This window comes from Umezawaea sp. Da 62-37, from assembly GCF_032460545.1.
Classification (GTDB): Bacteria; Actinomycetota; Actinomycetes; order Mycobacteriales; family Pseudonocardiaceae; genus Umezawaea.
The window spans coordinates 5,715,441-5,732,740 of the sequence record NZ_CP135965.1 but is presented as its reverse complement, the minus strand read 5'-3'; the positions used below and the strand labels follow the sequence as shown (position 1 = coordinate 5,732,740).

General features: G+C 71.6%; 15 protein-coding genes and 1 tRNA gene. 7 read left to right on the top strand and 9 right to left on the bottom strand.

From position 1 onward, the window contains the following. Positions 1–129: 129 nt before the first annotated feature. The 4 genes from RM788_RS26290 to RM788_RS26275 form a co-directional block, all read right to left on the bottom strand. Positions 130–214, bottom strand: a tRNA-Ser gene (locus tag RM788_RS26290). A gap of 116 nt (positions 215–330) precedes the next feature. Next, positions 331–537, bottom strand: a complete 207-nt coding sequence (locus RM788_RS26285) for a CsbD family protein (protein WP_315934441.1) — start codon at positions 535–537, stop codon at positions 331–333. A gap of 45 nt (positions 538–582) precedes the next feature. Further along, positions 583–1,026: a nucleoside deaminase gene (locus tag RM788_RS26280; RefSeq protein ID WP_315934764.1), complete on the bottom strand. Its 444-nt coding sequence runs from the start codon at positions 1,024–1,026 to the stop codon at positions 583–585. Between the two features lie 17 nt (positions 1,027–1,043). Further along, the gene (locus RM788_RS26275) at positions 1,044–1,532 is read right to left on the bottom strand and encodes a tRNA adenosine deaminase-associated protein (protein WP_315934440.1); all 489 of its coding nucleotides are present in this window, start codon (positions 1,530–1,532) and stop codon (positions 1,044–1,046) included. Positions 1,533–1,621: 89 nt separating this feature from the next. Here RM788_RS26275 and RM788_RS26270 point away from each other — a divergent pair, with 89 nt between their 5' ends. Continuing rightward, positions 1,622–2,845, top strand: a complete 1,224-nt coding sequence (locus RM788_RS26270) for a M20 metallopeptidase family protein (RefSeq protein ID WP_315934439.1) — start codon at positions 1,622–1,624, stop codon at positions 2,843–2,845. 102 nt (positions 2,846–2,947) lie between these two features. Here the strand turns inward: RM788_RS26270 and RM788_RS26265 are convergent, their stop codons facing one another. Then, on the bottom strand, positions 2,948–4,369 hold the full coding sequence (locus tag RM788_RS26265; protein ID WP_315934763.1) for an MFS transporter: 1,422 nt from the start codon (positions 4,367–4,369) through the stop codon (positions 2,948–2,950). 240 nt (positions 4,370–4,609) lie between these two features. On the opposite strand from RM788_RS26265, the gene RM788_RS26260 reads away from it, so the two are divergent. The 4 genes from RM788_RS26260 to RM788_RS26245 are packed head-to-tail and all read left to right on the top strand — an operon-like array spanning position 4,610 to position 10,608. After that, positions 4,610–5,587, top strand: a complete 978-nt coding sequence (locus RM788_RS26260) for a prephenate dehydrogenase (protein WP_399344853.1) — start codon at positions 4,610–4,612, stop codon at positions 5,585–5,587. Between the two features lie 10 nt (positions 5,588–5,597). After that, entirely contained in the window at positions 5,598–7,415 is a 1,818-nt protein-coding gene (locus tag RM788_RS26255; RefSeq protein WP_315934437.1) for a fibronectin type III domain-containing protein, read from the top strand. A 55-nt stretch (positions 7,416–7,470) separates the two neighbouring features. Next, positions 7,471–9,372, top strand: coding sequence for a phage tail protein (locus RM788_RS26250; RefSeq protein WP_315934436.1), 1,902 nt, complete (start codon positions 7,471–7,473; stop codon positions 9,370–9,372). 48 nt (positions 9,373–9,420) lie between these two features. Beyond that, the gene (locus RM788_RS26245; RefSeq protein WP_315934435.1) at positions 9,421–10,608 is read left to right on the top strand and encodes a thiolase family protein; all 1,188 of its coding nucleotides are present in this window, start codon (positions 9,421–9,423) and stop codon (positions 10,606–10,608) included. 351 nt (positions 10,609–10,959) lie between these two features. On the opposite strand, the gene RM788_RS26240 is transcribed toward RM788_RS26245, so the two are convergent. Further along, positions 10,960–11,520: a putative glycolipid-binding domain-containing protein gene (locus RM788_RS26240; RefSeq protein ID WP_315934434.1), complete on the bottom strand. Its 561-nt coding sequence runs from the start codon at positions 11,518–11,520 to the stop codon at positions 10,960–10,962. A 77-nt stretch (positions 11,521–11,597) separates the two neighbouring features. Then, complete coding sequence (locus RM788_RS26235) at positions 11,598–11,771, bottom strand: antitoxin (protein ID WP_315934433.1); 174 nt, start codon at positions 11,769–11,771, stop codon at positions 11,598–11,600. Positions 11,772–11,984: 213 nt separating this feature from the next. Between RM788_RS26235 and RM788_RS26230 the strand changes: the two genes are divergently transcribed. After that, complete coding sequence (locus tag RM788_RS26230; RefSeq protein WP_315934432.1) at positions 11,985–13,301, top strand: BNR-4 repeat-containing protein; 1,317 nt, start codon at positions 11,985–11,987, stop codon at positions 13,299–13,301. Positions 13,302–13,363: 62 nt separating this feature from the next. Here RM788_RS26230 and RM788_RS26225 read toward each other — a convergent pair whose 3' ends face one another. Further along, complete coding sequence (locus tag RM788_RS26225; RefSeq protein WP_315934431.1) at positions 13,364–14,620, bottom strand: thioester domain-containing protein; 1,257 nt, start codon at positions 14,618–14,620, stop codon at positions 13,364–13,366. Between the two features lie 498 nt (positions 14,621–15,118). After that, on the bottom strand, positions 15,119–16,351 hold the full coding sequence (locus RM788_RS26220) for a DNA cytosine methyltransferase (protein ID WP_315934430.1): 1,233 nt from the start codon (positions 16,349–16,351) through the stop codon (positions 15,119–15,121). 96 nt (positions 16,352–16,447) lie between these two features. Here RM788_RS26220 and RM788_RS26215 point away from each other — a divergent pair, with 96 nt between their 5' ends. After that, positions 16,448–17,251, top strand: coding sequence for a hypothetical protein (locus RM788_RS26215; RefSeq protein WP_315934429.1), 804 nt, complete (start codon positions 16,448–16,450; stop codon positions 17,249–17,251). Positions 17,252–17,300 lie beyond the last annotated feature (49 nt).

Below are 17,300 nucleotides of genomic sequence, written 5' to 3'. Positions count from 1 at the left end.
CCTACGGCTGGGGGCTGTCCCCCCATCGCCGAGTGCACCGCACTGCTCCGCCGCACTACCTGACCAGGCCTTTTCGCCGACAACGCGAAGAGCCCCGCACCTCGTGAGGTGCGGGGCTCTTCGACTGAGCGGTGGCGGTGGGATTTGAACCCACGGAAGCTTTCACTTCACACGCTTTCGAGGCGTGCTCCTTCGGCCGCTCGGACACGCCACCGCCGAGAACAATACAAGACAGGAGTCCGAGACCGAAATCGGGGTGATCAAACCCCTCACGCGCACCGCCCCCGCGCCCCTGTGCGGGGCCTCGGGGGCGGTGCGGAGGAACTGGGGCTAGCGGTTGAACTTGTCCTTGAGGTTGTCGACGCCGTCGACCGCCTTGTCGCGCGCGTCGTGACCGGCTTCCTTGGTGTGGCCCGCGACCTGGTCGGCCTGGCCCTCCACCTTGAGGCTCTGGTTGTCGGTGTGGTCGCCCAGCTTCTCCTTGACCTCACCGATCAGCTGCTGCGCCTTGTCCTTCGCCTTGTCAACGATGCTCATGCCCACCGGTTACCCCGGACGGACCTGCTTGAACCGTGCGGCGGTTCACACGACGCGGTGATCGGTGAAGAAGTCGGCGAGCAGGGCGGCGCAGTCGGCCTCCAGCACGCCGCCGACGACTTCGGGGCGGTGGTTGAGGCGGCGGTCGCGGACCACGTCCCACAGGGAGCCCACGGCGCCGGTGCGGGGTTCCCAGGCGCCGAAGACGACCCTGTCGACCCTGGCGAGCACGAGGGCGCCCGCGCACATCGTGCACGGCTCGACGGTGACGGCCAGGGTGCAGCCGGACAGCCGCCAGCCGTCGCCGTGGACGGCCGCGGCGGCGCGGAGGGCGAGCACCTCGGCGTGCGCGGTCGGGTCGCCGGTGGCCTCGCGGGCGTTGCAGGCCGCCGACAGCTCGGTGCCGTCCGGCCCGAACACCACGGCGCCGATGGGGATGTCCCCGGTCGCCGCGGCGCGGCGGGCGACGGCCAGCGCGGCCCGGACCATGTCCTCGGTCGAAACCGTCACGCCTGGATCTTGTCGAGCAGCTTGGTGAACTCCTGGTCGAACCCGCAGCGCTGCGCGATCATCTGCAGCTGCTCGTCCGGGTAGAGGTCCGCCTCGTCCACGACGATCTGCATCTCGTGCTTCGGCATCCCGAGGTCGCTGAGCACCCCGAGGTCGCCCTCGGGCCACAGCTCCTCGTCCTCCTCGTCCGGCGGGTCGACCCGCAGGAGGTCGAGGACGTCCGCCGCGATGTCGTAGTCGAGGGCCGCGGCGGCGTCGGACAGCAGCAGCGACACCCCGCCCGGCACCGGTCGCAGGATGATGAAGAACTCGTCGTCGACGGCGAGCAGGCCGAAGGCCGCGCCCGTCGATCGGAGTTGGCGCAGCTCGGTGATCGCCGCGTCCAGTTCGGACAGCGCGGAGCTGTCCATCGTGCTGCACCGCCAACGGCCGTCCTCCCGGACGACCGCGACAGCGAAGCCGTTGACCGGCTCCTGCTCTGCCATGGTCACACCGTAGGGGGCAGTCGACCTGCCCGGTACCACGGGGCCTCCGGGAGCAGCGCCGAGGGCCCGTCCGATGTCAGTATCGACCCATGAGCACAACTCTGCCGCAGACGTCGCAACCGCGCTTCGCCGGACTGCTCGAGGAGGCCAGGGCGTTGCAGCCGCGGACGACGGCGCTGCGCAGGCGGATCCACAGCCGCCCGGAGCAGGGCCTCGACCTGCCCGCCACCCAGGCCGCCGTGCTGGACGCGCTGGCCGACCTGCCGCTCGCGGTCACCACCGGGCAGGGGCTCAGCTCGGTCGTCGCCGTCCTCGAAGGGGCGCGGCCGGGTCCGACCGTGCTGCTGCGCGGTGACATGGACGCGTTGCCGCTCCAGGAGGACACCGGTCTCGACTACGCCTCCGAGGTCGACGGCACGATGCACGCCTGCGGCCACGACACGCACGTGGCGATGCTCGCCTCGGCCGCCAGGCTGCTCAGCTCCCGCCGCGACGAGCTGGCGGGCCGGGTCGTGTTCATGTTCCAGCCGGGCGAGGAGGGCCAGGGCGGCGCGAAGCTGATGATCGAGGAGGGCCTGCTCGACGTCGCCGGCGCCCGCGTGGAGAAGGCGCTCGCCATCCACATCACGTCGACGCTGCGCTCCGGGGTGATCACCTGCCGCCCCGGCCCGATCATGGCGTCGGCCGACACCTTCCACGTCACCGTCACCGGCCGGGGCGGTCACGGCGGGATGCCGCACGACGCGATCGACCCGATCCCGCCCACCGCGGCGATGGTCGGCGCCCTGCAGACCATGGTGGCCAGGAAGATCAGCGTCCACGAGCCCGCGGTGGTCACGGTCGCCAACCTCAAGGCGGGCACCACCACCAACATCATCCCCGAGACGGCGCTCATGGAAGGGACCATCCGCACCCTGTCCGAGGCCACCAGGACGTTGGTGCACAAGGAGATCCGCCAGGTCTGCGAGCACGTGGCGGCCGCGCACGGCTGCACCGCCGAGGTCGCGGTCGTCCCCGGCTACCCGGTGACCGTGAACGACGGCGCCGTCGGCACCCACGTCCTCGACCTGGCGGCCGCGGCCATCGGCGAGTCCTACTCCGAACCCATGCTCGACCCGCTCATGGGCGCCGAGGACTTCTCCTACGTCCTCAACGAGGTCCCCGGCGCCATGGCCTTCCTCGGCGCCTGCCCGCCGGACGTGGACCTGGCCACCGCCGAGGCCAACCACTCGAACCGCGTGCTGTTCGACGACGCCGCGATGGAGCACGGCGTCGTCCTGTACGCCGCTTTCGCGCTGGACGCCCTGCGGTAGCCGGGCAGAGGCGCCCCGAATCCGAGCGCACGGCGGGGGTGCTCGGAACGGAGGTCGGGCACTCCTGCGCTCGAAAACCCAGGAGTGCCCGACACCCACCGCCTACTCGTCGGCGGTGGCGCGCCGTGCGCGGCTGATGCCCCATCCGACCAGTGCCGCGGCCAGGACCGTGAGCGCGAGGCCCGCCCAGGTGATCGCGGCGTGGAATTCCGCGGTCTGGTCGGTGCTCCAGTGCGAGGTCGCGATGTCGCCGGTGAAGACGACCGCGAGGACGGTGCCGCTGACCGCGATGCCGATTCCGGTGGTGACCTCGCTCGCGGTGTCCACCAGCGCCGCGCCGATGGTGGTGCGGTCGGCCGGGAGGCCGCGCATCACGTTGGTCCCGGCCACGACACCCACGACGCGGATGCCCGCGGCGACCAGCACGAGCGCGACGGCGACCCACGCGTACCCGAAGCGGCCCAGCAGCCCGTAGACGGCGAGCCCGCACACGACGGCCCCGGCGCTGAGCCGGGCGGCCTTGTCGAGACCGACGCGCTTGACCAGCGGACCGATGAGGGCACCGCCCGCGATGAGCACGACGACCTGCGGCAGCATCCCCAACGCCGCTTGGGCGGGCGTCCAGCGCCAGTCGAGCTGGAGTTGCAGGGTCGCGAGGTAGGCGAGGCCCGCGGTCGCCAGGCCCGCGGCGGCCTTGAACGCCAGGCCGCTCGCCACGAGCGGGCGGGCGACGAGCGCGAGGTCGAGCAGCGGGTGGCGGGCGGAGCGCTCGCGGACGACGAACAGCACCGCCGTCACGACGGCCGCCGCCGTGGTCAGCCACGGGAGGGGCGACGCGGCGCCAGCGTCGACGAACAGCGTCGGTGTGACCAGCGCGAGCACGATCGTGGCCGTGCCGAGCAGGGCTCCCGCGCTGTCGACCGGGTCGCGGTGCAGCTCATCCGCCCGGTCGACGGGGATGCCGCGCCGGACGCCGATGTACGCGAGCGCGGCGATCGGCGCGTTCGCCAGGAGCAGCACCTGCCACGGGGCGAACGCGAGCACGAAGCCACCTGCCGTGGGCCCGATCCCCAGTCCGACCAGGCCCACCGTCGAGATCAGCGTCGTCGCCCGGACGCGGAGCCCGTCGTCGTCGAACAGGCGGAACGCCAGGGCGAGGGAGCCCGGCGTCGTCATCGCGGCCGCGACGCCCATCGCCGCGCGGACCGCGATGAGCTGCTCCGCCGTGGTGACCAGCGCGGTGGCCAGGCTCGCCACCCCCAGCAGCACCAGCCCGACCAGCATGACCCGGCGGCGGCCGACCCGGTCGGCCAGCGCGCCGAGGGCCAGCATCAGGCCGCCGAACACGACGGCGTACGCGCCCGTGACCCACTGCAGTTCGGTCGTCGACGCCGACAGCTCGCGGCCGATGGTCGGCAGGGCGACGTTGAGGATCGAGTTGTCGAGCATCTCGAACAGGAAGACCGCCGACAGCCCGGCGAGGGCTGCTCCCGCTTCCCTGAGGGATCGGGGCGGACGGGGGATTTCGGTCGGGGCGTCGGCGTTCTCGACAGCTCCCGCACGGCGGATGGCCACTGCGCACTCCTTCGAGGTGAAGAAGTGGCGGATCGTCCGATGCCGCGTGTGCGCGCGTGGCCCCTGCTCCGTCGAACCGATGTCGACACCCGGCGGGGAACACGCGTTTTTACTTCCAGGTGGCTCGAGAATACACCCGCGATCGCCAAGATCGGCTCTTGCTCCGCTTCGCCGCCCCGCGCCGGCAGGATGGGCCCCGTGCCTGACCTGTGCGTGCTCGGACTGGGGTTGATCGGTGGCTCGGTGCTGCGCGCCGCCACGGCGGTGGGCTGGACGGCGTGGGGGGCCACGAAGTCGTCGGACGACGTGGTGGCGGCGAGAGCCGAGGGGTTCGACGCGGACGCGGACCTGGACGCCGCGCTGCGGCGGGCCGCGGCGGCTGACGCGCTGGTGGTCGTGGCGGTGCCGCTGCCCGCGGTCGACGAGGTGCTGAGGCGGGTCGCGGCGGTCGCCCCCGCCGCGAGGCTGACCGACGTGGTGAGCGTGAAGGGGCCGGTGCACGACTCGGTGCGGCGGTTGGCGCCGGGGACCAGGTACGCGGGCGGGCACCCGATGGCGGGCACGTCCACGTCCGGCTGGGGCGCCGGGCGGGCGGACCTGTTCCGCGACGCCGCCTGGGTGGTGGCCGTGGAGGACGACACCGACGTCGCCGTGCTGACCGAGGTCATGTCGTTCGCGCTGGCGGTCGGCGCCCACGTGGTGCCCGCGAGCGCGGCCGAGCACGACGCCGCGGTGGGCCGGATCTCCCACCTGCCCCACATCCTCGCCGCCGTGCTGGCGACCGTGGGCGCCGACGGCGGTCCCCTCGCCCTGGCGCTGGCCGCCGGTTCGTTCACCGACGGCACCAGGGTCGCGGGCACCCGCCCCGAACTCACGCAGGCCATGTGCGAGGGCAACCGGACCGCTCTGCTGGACGCCGTGGACGACGCCCTGGGCAGGCTCGGCGCGGCACGGGGATCGCTGGCCTCGACCGGCGGCCTGGCCAAGACGATCGAGGCCGGGCACACCGCCAGGAAGGCGCTCGACGCCCAGAAGTCCGCCGACCGGACCGAGGTGACGATCGACCTCGGCTCCCCCGGCGCACGGGACGCGCTGCGGGCCGTGGGCGCGCGGGGCGGCCGAATCGTTTCGCTGGACGGAGCCACCGCGCGCGCCCGGACCTCGTAATGTCGGTCGGGTGCAACGTCGCAGGCTGATCGCGGTCCTCGCAGGGCTCGCAGTGCTCGTGGGCGCGGTGTTCGTGCTGCGCGACGGGGCGGCGCCCCCGGTGCAGGGGTCTTCCGATCCGGTCAGCCTGTCGCGGTTCGTCGACGACCGGGTCGAGTACCGCGAGGAGCGGCAGGCGCTGGCGGCGCCGTCGGACCTGAAGCTCACCTCGCTGGACATCACGAGCCTGCGGGCGACCTGGACGCCGACGGTCGGCTACGGCTACGAGGTGCGCTGGCACGACCAGGTGCGGCTGGTGCTCGTGCCGGAGACCGAGATCACCGGTCTGATCGCCAACGACGAGATCACCGTCGAGGTCCGCGCGGTCGACGCGGAGGGCCACCGGTCGGCGCCGGCGAGCATGGAGGCGGTGCCGCGGTTGCAGTACAACGAGGCGTGGGCGGACCGGCTGGTCGCGCCGGTCGACCACTTCGACGGGCCCGCGGCGCTGTCGTCGCACCGGTGGCGCGTGCTCGGCGCGGACGACTGCCTCGGGCTGCGGTCGCTGCCCGGCGCGAAGCGGGTCGAGGTCACCTGCGACAACGCCGAACTCCAGTCGAACATGCAGCTCGTGCTCTCCGAACCGCAGGACGACGGCGCGATCGGCAGGGTCGTGCTCACCATGGACGGTCCCGGCACGGATCCGAACGGCTTCAACCAGGAGGTGGCGATCACGCTGCTGCCGGAGCCGTTCGACGACCTGCCGTGGCTGGGGATGTACGACAGCGTGTCGGCACCGAACAAGATCCCGCCCGGCGCGGTGATCCTGCACGTCAACCCGTTCGGCGCGAGCTTCAGCCAGGGCGTCGACGTGCCCAGTTCGTCACGGGTCGTGGAGGTGAGCGGGCGGTCGATCGTGCCGTCCACCGGGGTGCGGCACCGCTGGGAGCTGCGGGTCCTGCCGGACGCGCTGGTGGCGCTGCGCGACGGCGAGGTGATGGCGGCGGCGCCGGCGGTCGTGCCGTGGAAGGCGGCGCGCGCCCGGCTGGCGTTCCGGGACGCGAAGGGCACGACGATCGACTCGTTCGGGGTCGGCGGCGTCGCGGAGAACCCGCGGTCCACGTCGGTCATCACGTTGGGCCCGTCGTCGCGGGAGCCGTCCGCGACGACGTTGGGCACCCTGTCGTCCGTGCAGTTCCGCAACGCCGAGTCGCTGCGGGTCGTGGCGGGCGTGTACGGCAACAACGACGCGGCGGTGACCGTGCACCTGGGCGACCGCGAGGTGCTCGCGAAGCCGATGTTCCCCTGGGGCGCCGTCGGCCCGACCGTGGCGACGACGCTGTACGCGGACTTCCCGCTGCCCGACCCGGCCATCGGCGACAGCCCGAAGCTGCGGCTGACGTCGACCACGGACATCGACTCGGCGGCCGCGGCCGTCGTCCTGCACGACAAGGCGGACGCACCGGCGCGCAAACCGCCGAAGCTCGCCGACCTCGGCCCGACCACGCCGAAGGTCGGGAGGCCGCGGCTGAGCGTCGCGCACGAGACGAACGCCAGCCCGCCCACGCAGTTCCCCGCGGGCGGTCGGATCCGGATCGAACTGGTGGTCGGCGAACGCGACCACGTCATCGCGCCGACGGCCGGGGTCATCATCGACCTCGACGGGGAACGCCTGGTCACGCTGCCGACGACGGCCGACGGACCGTCCGCCGGTGGCCGCTACGAATTCTGGCTGGACGCCGCCGGGCTCGGCGCGGGCGGGCACACGATGTCCGCGCGGGTGCAGCCGGTGGACCCGGCGGTGCCCGTGAGGGACACCAAGCAGGTCTTCGAGATCAGGACCGGTTGATCTCGGCTCGACAACGACTAGTGACCGCGCTCGGGAGTCCGCCTAGCTTGACGCCATGGACCGTCGTCGGATCGCCGTGGTGGCCGCCGGTCTCGTGCTGATCGGCGGGACGATCGTGGTCCTGCGCGGCTCGGGGCTGACCGGCCCCGCGGTGACCACGACCCCGGTCCCGCCGCCGCCGACGTCGTTGACGCAGTTCGCCGGGCAGGGCGTCGTGCTGCCCTCGTCCACGGAGAAGCCGCAGGCGCCGGAACGCCTCGTCGTGCAGGCCGGTCCGCAACGGCTCCAGCTGCGCTGGACCGGCGAGTCCGCCGGGTTCGAGGTGCGCTGGGGCAAGGGCGACGACCTGGGGCACACGGTGCTGGTGGCGCAGCCCGTCGCCCAGCTCGACGGTCTGGACGACGGCGTGGAGTACCGGGTCGAGGTGCGCTCGGTCGACTCGTTCGGCAGGCGCTCCGCGGCCGCGACCGGGTCCGGCACGCCGGCCACCGACACGTCGTCGGACGCGAAGTACGCGCTGCTGGACCGGTTCGACCAGCCCGACGCCCCCGACCCGACCCGCTGGCGGCTCGCGACGCGGGAGAACTGCGCGCGCGCCACCCCCGGCCAGGGCGACGACGCCCGCCGGCTCGTGATCAGCAGCAACTGCGCGGCCGCGCCCGTGACGCTGCGGTCGCGGACCCCGTTCGCGCTGGCCGACTCCGACGAGCTGGCCCGGTTCGTGGTGGAGACCGACGCGCCGGGCGTGGACGGCGAGCTGTTCCTCGACCTCGTGCCCGGCCCCGTCAGCGTGGTGTCCACCGCACCCGTCGAGCAGGCCGCCGACCGGGCCGTCGACGCCGCGGGCCTGCCACCGGGCACCGTCCGCGCCCGGATCGCGTCCAGCGCCGGCAACACGACCGCGCAGGTGCTGGTGGCGCCGGGCACGCCGCGGATCGCCCCCACCGGCGAGCAGCCGCACCCGGTGCCCGCCGCGCGGCTGGGCATCAGCCAGCGCTGGGAGGTGGTGCTGCGCCGCGACGGCGTCCGCGTGCTGCGGGACGGCGCGCTCGTCGCGAAGGGCGAGGTCGCGCCGCAGTGGACCGAGGCGACCGCCCTGATCGGCATCGTCGGCCCGTCCGGCGAGCGGGTGCACGTGGACCTGATCGGCTTCGCGGGCAAGGCCTCCACCACACCGCCGCTGGTGCCGTCGCCGCCCGTCCGGGTCGACGTCGGCGGCTCCCCGTCCCCCACGACCCCGAACCCGAAGCTGGTGCCGGACGTGCTCGGCGGCAGGCTGCGGATGAGCATCGTGCACACCGACGGCTCCGGGATCGCACCCCAGTTCAACGCCCTGGTCGGCGGCTCGGTCACGGTGCCGCTGCGGCCCGCCGTGCCGGACACGGCGTGGCGGTCGGAGAGCGGCTACCCCGTGGTCGCCGACCTGCCGCCGGAGGCGTTGGCGCTGGTCGGATCGGACGACCACCTCACCGTGAGCGTGCTGACCCCGTCCCCGATGCGGATCCAGCTGACCCACGTCGACCTGGAACTGACCCCCAAGCCCGGCGCCCGGACCGTCGCGCCGCCGAGCACCGCGACCGACGCGCTGAACGGCGTGGAACTCGACCTGGCGCGGGTGAACGGCAAGGTGCTCGACGCCAGTGGGCAACCGGTGCCCGACGGCAAACCGCTGCAACCCGGACGACTGGTGCTCGACGTCGTGCTGGACGGCCTGGAGGGCAGGCGCACGACCGCCCGGCTGCCGGGGCTCGCCGGGTTCACCATCCGCTTGGACGGCGAGGAGGTCGCGGGCGTGCCGACCACCACCGACGGTCCCGCCGTCGCAGGTCAGTGGCGTCTCGCGCTCAACACCAGCGGTCTGTCGGCGGGCCCCCACATGATCGAGATCAAGGCGTTCAGCACCGAGTCGACCACCCGCCCGTCCTCGGCTTTCGTGTCGTTCTTCGTCGCCGGGTAGCCGGGCTCGCGAAGCGCGGACCCGGACGTTCGGGGGCAGGATGGACGCATGTCGCGAGCACTTGTCCTCGACGTCGCCCGCACCCCGTTCGGCCGCTACCGGGGCGGTCTCGCGGGCGTCAGGGTCGACGACCTGGCGGCGCTGCCCATCGTCGAACTGCTGCGCAGGCACCACACCGACCTCGACCCGGCCAGGATCGACGACGTCCTCTACGGCAACACCAACGGCGCGGGCGAGGAGAACCGCAACGTCGCCCGAATGGCCGGCCTCCTCGCGGGCCTGCCCACCAGCGTCCCCGGCGCCACCGTCAACCGCCTGTGCGCCTCCGGCGGCGAAGCCGTCGTGCAGGCCGCACGCGCCATTTCACTGGGCGACGCCGACCTCCTGGTCGCGGGCGGCGTCGAAGGCATGACCCGCGCCCCCTTCGTGGTCCCGAAGTCGGAAAAACCCTTCCCGGACCGCATGGAAGGCGTCTCCACCACCCTCGGCTGGCGCTTGGTCAACCCCCGCATGCCGATCAGGTGGACTTCTCCGCTCGGCCGCGCGGCCGAGGACGTCGCAGTGGAACTGGGCATCACCCGCGACCGCATGGACGCCTTCGCCCTGCGCTCCCACCGCCGCGCCGCCGCCGCCTGGGACGCGGGCCTGCACGACGGCTTCGCCTTCCCGGTACAACTCCCCGACGGCACCACCATCCGCCGCGACGAATCCGTCCGCCCGGAAACCAGCGCCGAAAGGCTGAAGAACCTGAAGTCGGCGTTCTCGGAAAACGGCCCGGTCACCGCGGGCAATTCCTCACCGCTCAACGACGGAGCCGCCGCCGCCCTCATCGGCACCGACCAAATCGCCACCGAACTGGGCCTCGAACCACTGGGCGAGATCATCGGCAGCACCACCACCGCAACCGACCCACGCCAATTCACACTGGCCCCCGTCGACGCCATCCGCAAACTGATGGCCCGACGCCACTTCAACGCCTCGGAAGTAGCACTGTGGGAAATCAACGAGGCATTCGCCGCCATGACCCTCACCGTGCTCCACCACCTACCGGAAATCGACCCCGAAAAGGTCAACGTCCACGGCGGCGCCATCGCCTACGGCCACCCCCTGGGCGCCTCCATGCCCCGCGTCATCTTCGACCTCTGCCGCCACCTACGGGCTCGCGGCGGCGGCCTCGGCATCGCCGCCGCATGTGTCGGCGTAGGCCAGGGCATGGCCATCGCAATCCGCACCTGACCAGCACCACAACACACCACACCACACTTCACCCGGCGCAGCCGCTCCCCCGCACCCGGCGCGGAGCGCCCGCCGCTTAGTCCGGCGCAGCTCGGATGCCCGAGTCAGGCGCAGCCTGATGCCCTACCGACGCGCAGCGAGGTGCCTTGTCAGGCGCAGCCTGATGCTGGCGGAGCCAGACCTACCCCTGCCCCCGATACACAGCGCCCTCCTGCTTTGTCGTGGCTTGTCAAGACATCTTTCCCGTCTTGACAAGGTGCGGCAAAGCATTGAGACAATCGCGCGCCGGGGGCCGGGCTACGCCAGACACCCCACAACACACAGGAACCCAGGCCCCTAAAAACCCAACCCTCAAATCCGACGCGACACCGACGGATAATCCGCCACGATCCCCTGCGCGTCCACCACGACATCAGCCGAGAAATCCCCCGAACTGAAGTTCACCACCGAAGTCCCATCCCCCACCGACACCGTCCGGTAGGTCTGCTCCACGACCTTCACCGACAGATCCGGCAACGACACCCGGACAACCGGAAGCACATGCTCCCCAGCCTCCCGGTGCAGCCCCAACCTCCGGATAGGGATCGAGTTGAACAGCACCACGAACTGCACGTCCACGTCCATCGCGCCGTCGAACTCGGCGCGCTCGGACCCCTTGCCGCTGTCCACCAGCCACGCGCCGTCAGCGGTCCGGCTCAGCGAGATCTGCTTCTCCTCCTCCACGGTGGCGCTGCGCAGCAGCAGCCGCTTCACCGTGCCCTCTTCACCCACTCCGACCTCGAACGAGGCGCTGAACGCCTCGTCGGGCCCCGCGGTGACGAGTCGTCCGGACGCGCGGAGGCGCCGCTGGTCGGACAGGAGCAGGCGCACCTGCTCCAGCCGGGGCTCCCGGTAGCCCTGCCAGGTCACCATCTCGGGACGGCGTGCGGACGCTGAGGGAGTGCGGGTCTCCCCCTGGGGGGCTACCCGCTCATCCGTGTTGAAGGAGTTCACTGCCCACCCGGGAGGAAGTCCTTGGCCTTCTCGGCAACAGACTTGATCTGGTCGTCGTGCCCGAACTTGCCCGCCGCGAACTCGGCGGCCTTGTCGATGCCCTGGTCGACCTTCTCGTGGTTCTGCTCCAGAAGCTCGCCGGCCTTGTTCTTGATCTCATCGAAGTTCATGGTGCTCCTTCGCACTCCTGGGGAAGGGTACCGGAGCAGACCTCCGAAACCCCACTGCCAAACGGACGGCGGCCACGCTACGCCCGATGCCGGGGGTCGGCCGGGTCAACACTGGACGACGCCCCCGTGTCGCGTGCGAAGATGTCCGCGCCGCCGCCTGGTCGGCCGTATCACACGGCCATCACCAGGAGGAACGCACAAATGTTTCGGCTCATGCGCCTGATGGCGCCGCCGCTGCTGATGCTCTCGGTCCTGACCGCTCCGGCGCACGCCACCCCGGAGAGGGCCGCGAACTTCACCACGACGACCACGGCCACCTCGGTCGCCGCCCGCAGCGACCGCCGCCCGGTCGCGGGCGGTCTGTACGACGCCGTCGCGAAGAGGACCTTCGTGTCCTGGGCGGGCCAGTACGAGGACAACTACGCCCAGTCGTTCGACCACCGCACCGGCGTGTGGTCGGCTCCCGTCAAGTACGCCGACGGCGACTCCGACTCGCACAACTACCCGACGCTCGTGCAGGCCGGGGACGGGCACCTGCTCTCGTTCCGCGGCAGGCACAACGTCGAGCTGGTCCTGAACCGCTCCCCGGAGGCGCACTCGTCGGAGGGCGTCTGGTCCGAGCGGGTGATCTCGACGAACGCGGCGACCTACCCGATGCCGTTCGTGCTGGCCGACGGCACGATCTACGTGTTCTTCCGCGAGACCTCGCACGACCTCGACCCGACGATCCCGACCGACACCCGTCCCATGCTCTACGTGGTCTCCAAGGACAACGGCCGGACCTGGAAGACCTCCACGGAGCTGACCGGCACCCCGTTCGCGATCGGCTCGACCGGCCGCGCGGACAACATGAACGAGATCTACATCGGCCAACTCCGGCAGGAGCCCGACGGCCGGGTGCGGATCGTCTACACGCTGGCGGGCGGCGGCCCCGAGGGGCACCTGCACGACCGGTACCACCGCAACATCTACTACACCTGGTTCAACCCGAAGAACCTTCATTTCTACTCGGCGAGCGGCCGCGACCTGGGCACGCAGATCGACGACGCGGACCAGGAGCGGTACCTCAAGGTGGCCGAGACGCCGTTGGCGCTGCCGGGCGCGGTGAAGTCCCCGGACTACATCCAGCTCGTCGGCACGACGCTCGGCCTGCCGTTCCTGCTGTGGTTCAGCGGTGACGAGGCGGGCGGCCCCCTGCACAACTACTTGTCGTGGTGGAACGGCTCGCGCTGGCAGACCAAGGAGGTCGCGCGCGGGCTGCGGGTGCGGGAGATGGAGCCGCTGGGCCCGGCCACCTGGCGGGTCTACGCGACCGAGGACGGCAAGCCCAACGTCAACACCTACCTGGTCCGGCTGGGTCGCACGTGGGCGGCGGAGGCGGTCATCCCGACCGCGAAGCCGGTGCAGCGGATCGAGCTGGTCAAGGACTTCCGCGACCCGGTCCGGGTGCTGCTGTCCGGCGCGTCCTCGGCCCGCGAGGTGGCCGTCGCCGACGGCGACATCACCGTGGCGGGCGTCGCGCGCCGCTGACCCGTACGACGACGCCCCCGTGAGCAGGTGCTCACGGGGGCGTCGCGACGTGCGGGGTGGGACTACTGCGCGGGGTTCTGCGGGGTCGACTTCCGACGGCGCATCACCAGCAGCGCGCCTGCGCCACCGCCGACGAGCACGATGCCGATGATCAGCGGCACGAAGATCGACGCACCGGTGCTGGCGAGACCGCCGGTCTCACCGCTGCTGCCACCGGCAGGGACGGGCTCGGTGGTCGTGGTGGGCGTCTCCGAGGCGGGCGTCGACTCCGTGGTGGAGGTCGGCGGGGCGGACTCGGTGGTCGTGGTGGACGGCGGCGTGCTGGTCGCCTCGCCCGCCGTCCAGGAAGCGGTGCCCGGAGCCTTGAGGCTGACCTTCGACGGGGAGGCCACGATCAGGGACTGGGTCTGCAGCTGGTCGTTGCTGCTGACGAACAGGCGGCCCTGGGTGAGGGTGGCGTTCGCCTCGACGGAGAACGAGGCCTTGCCGTCGGCGGCGTCCGCCGGGACCTTGACCCAGAACTCCTTGGTCTTGGTGCCCGCGTCCTTGACCGCGAACGTGCCGCCCTGCGGGTCGGACAGCGTGTTGCCGTCCTTGTCCGCCAGCGTGACGCCCTGCGGCAGGTCCGCCTTGAGGACGACCTCACCGGCGGTGGTCGTGATGGTGAACGGCCCGATCAGGTCGCCGGGGGCACCGGCCTTGTCGGCCGGGTCGAGCGCCAGCGTCGGGGTCGGCTGCTCGACGTTGCCCTGGTTGGCGTCGCCGGTCAGGTACTCGTAGACCGCGAGGACGTCGCCCCTGGTCTCCTTGTCGTCGGACTTGACGACCTTCGCCTTGTCGAGCTTGGCGTCGTCGCTGAAGTGCCAGATCGCCGCCTGGGTGGCCGCGATGGCCTCCTTCTCGCTGATCTTGTGGCCCTTCAGGGCCTCGACCTTCGAGATGTCGTCGGCCGCGACCAGCGGGAAGCTGTTCTGCAGGATCCAGCTGACCTTGGCCGCGTTCTCCTTGAACTTCGTCTTGGGGTTGGGGTGCTTGTCCCAAGCGACTTCCTTGAGCCCGTGGCCGCCCTTGAGGGGGGTCGGGAGCTCGACGCAGTAGGACTGGACCTTGGTGTCGGTGTTGTCGATCTGGAGGCCGATGAGGCTCGTGGTCAGCGAGTCCCCGTTGCCCTCCAGGTAAACGCCGATGCCCTCCTGGTCCCATTCGCCCTTGGGCTTGACGTGGACCTCAGCCGAAGCCGGGATGGCCGAAGCCAGCAGGGCGATGGAGGCGCCGAGGACTGCCGCACCAACGCGCGACGCGCTCAACCGGGATGCCATGGATCTCCTTCAAGCTCTCTAACTAGCCCGAATCGGGATGAGAAAAGAAGTGGGATCTGTCGTCCACCAGGGGCGCAGGACCCCTTATTCACGCGGATCCGACAGGAATCGGCGGAACACTATCCGATTGGGTTACCTTCGATCGAGTTCGGGTGACCCGTCGTGCCGTTGTGGCTACGAACAGCGACAACGCAGGTCAAACGTCCACAGTGGACGATCAAGTGCCGAGCGTTGATCACGTTCACGGAGCTGAACCGATACATGATTTCGAGTAGACCGCGTAGTCCATTCCGACATTTCCCCAGGTCGAACGCTGTTATTGAGGATTCAACGGTCAAGGACTGACCGATCCGTGGTCACACTGTTACCGAAAGGTGATCATCCGGTGCGGCGCGCTGCGTCGACGCACGGGGCGGTGCCGCCTCGAACTGGATCATCCGGCCGCACGGGATCGGCCGTCCGCCGGGTCGGGAGTCCGCGCGCCCCACCCGTCCGTGGTCACGCGACCAGGTCGACCGGTTCGGTCCGGCGGACGTCCCCCGCGCGCAGCGACGTGCCCGGCAGGCAGAACGAGCTCGCGTCGGGCGCCTGTCCACTCAGGATCCACCGCACCAGACCCGCCAGCTGGTAGGCGATCATCGGCGGCACCGCGTCGCCGATGTGCCGGTAGGCGTTGCCCAGGATGGACACGTCGAACCGGAACTTGCGCGGGAACCCCTGGAGCAGCGCCATCTCGCGCACCGTGCACAGCCGGTGCTGCTGCGGGTGCGCGTACCGGCCGTTGCCGACGTGCGCGCACTCGCGCTTGATCGTGCGCGCGGGCTCGTCCCACCACATGCGCCCGTAGACGTCCGGGTGCGACCCCCAGCGGCCGGTCTCGATGATCTTCAGCTGGGCCGGGTTCAGCAGCGCGGCGGTCACCTCGGAGCCCACCAGGTCGGCCCACGAGCCGCCGTCCACCGGGATCGCGCGCATCCGGTGCAGCGTCCGGTCCTGGCGGAACGACGGCGACACGTGCGTCGGGTCCTTCGGGTGCGCGAACCCGGCGGGCACCGCGGGCAGCCGCGAGATGGCCCGGCGCACGGTGATCGCCGACGGCCGCACCTCCCAGCCGTCCCACATGTCCTCCAGCGTCCGCAGCGGCAGCCCGGCGTCGACCGCCACGACCAGCGCCCGCTCGCGCAGTTGCGGCAGGCCGAAGCGGGACAGCAGGTGCGACCCGGCCGCGACCCGGTAGCCCAGCCCCTCCAGCTCGTCCGCCAGCCCCTGGAGGTGGTGCCGCTGCCTGCCCTTGACCAGTTCGCGGGCGTTCTCCATCAGCACCACGCGGGGCCGCAGCTCGGCCGCGAACGCCGCCACCTTGCCCACCAGCGAGTTGCGCGGGTCGTCGCGGAGGTGGTTCGCCGCGGTCGTGCGGCTGAACCCCGAGCACGGCGGGCACGCCACCAGGACGTCCAGCTCACCGCGCTTCAGGCCCCACGCCTCGCGCACCACGACCGGGTCGACCGCGGCCAGGTCCAGCTCCAGCGGGTCGATGCCGATGTTGGCCCGGTAGGTGCCGTTGCACCGCAACGACCCCAACTTCGACGAGGGCTTCCCGATCTGGGCGTCGGCGGCGCCGACGACGGCGAAGTCGGGGTGGGCGTGGAAGCCGAGGCTCATCCCACCGGCTCCGGAGAACAGGTCCGCCACCCGATAGGTGGCACCGCGGAGGGGTACGGGCGCCGGCACGAGCGTGATCGTACGGGCGGGTGTCACCCGTTGTCGCAGACGACCCGTCCGCCCGGCAACACCGCAGCGCACACGCCATCCCGTAGGTTCCCGACTATGGAGCTGCCGCCCGCCTGGCAACGGCCGGATCCGTTGCGTGGTCTGGAAGCCGTGCCCTGGAACGACTTGTCCGACGGGCGCGGGACCGCGCGCGGGGTCGGCGAACTGCTGCGCCGGGTGACCGACGAGGACGCGGACGTCCGGAGCACCGCACTCGACGGGCTCGTGGCCCGGCTGCTGCCCGAGGACACCGTGTCCGAGGCCAGCGCGTTCGCCGTGCCGTTCCTGGCCGAGCTGGGCGCGAACTACAAGGTCGCGCCGGACGCCCGCGACCGGGTGATCTTCCTGCTGGCCTCGATGGCCCTGGCGGGGTGCGGGTTCACCGAGGACGGCAAGCGCACGTGGCGCCGGTGGAACGCGGTCGGCCGCGAACTCCCCCGGCTGCCGCCGGACTGGATCACCCGGACCCGTTGCGCCGTCGCGAAAGCGGCGCCGAAGGTGTTCGAGTCGCTGAGCAACGCCGAGGTGGCGTGCGTGGTCGCGCTGGCGACCGCCGTGCCGGAGGTCGTGCCCACCCAGACCGCGCACGTGGTGTGGGGCATCGCACACGGCACGAGCCACCACGCCTCCGCGGCGCTGGTCGACGCGGCCGCGGTCGCCCACCACCTCGTGCAGGGGCTGGAGTCCGACCACTGGGCGCTGCTGAACACCGCCCAGGACCACCCGGACCTGTTGCGGGACTACGAGGACGACGGGTTCCCGCCGCACCAGCCGGGCGCGCTGACGATGGCGCTGATGGGCTACCGGTTGGCCTTCCGCGCCGCCTACGGCGAGGAGAGCGCGGAAGGCCAACCGGGGTAGTCCGGAGGTTCGACTCAGGGTGTCTGGGAGTTCGACACGGGGTGTCTGG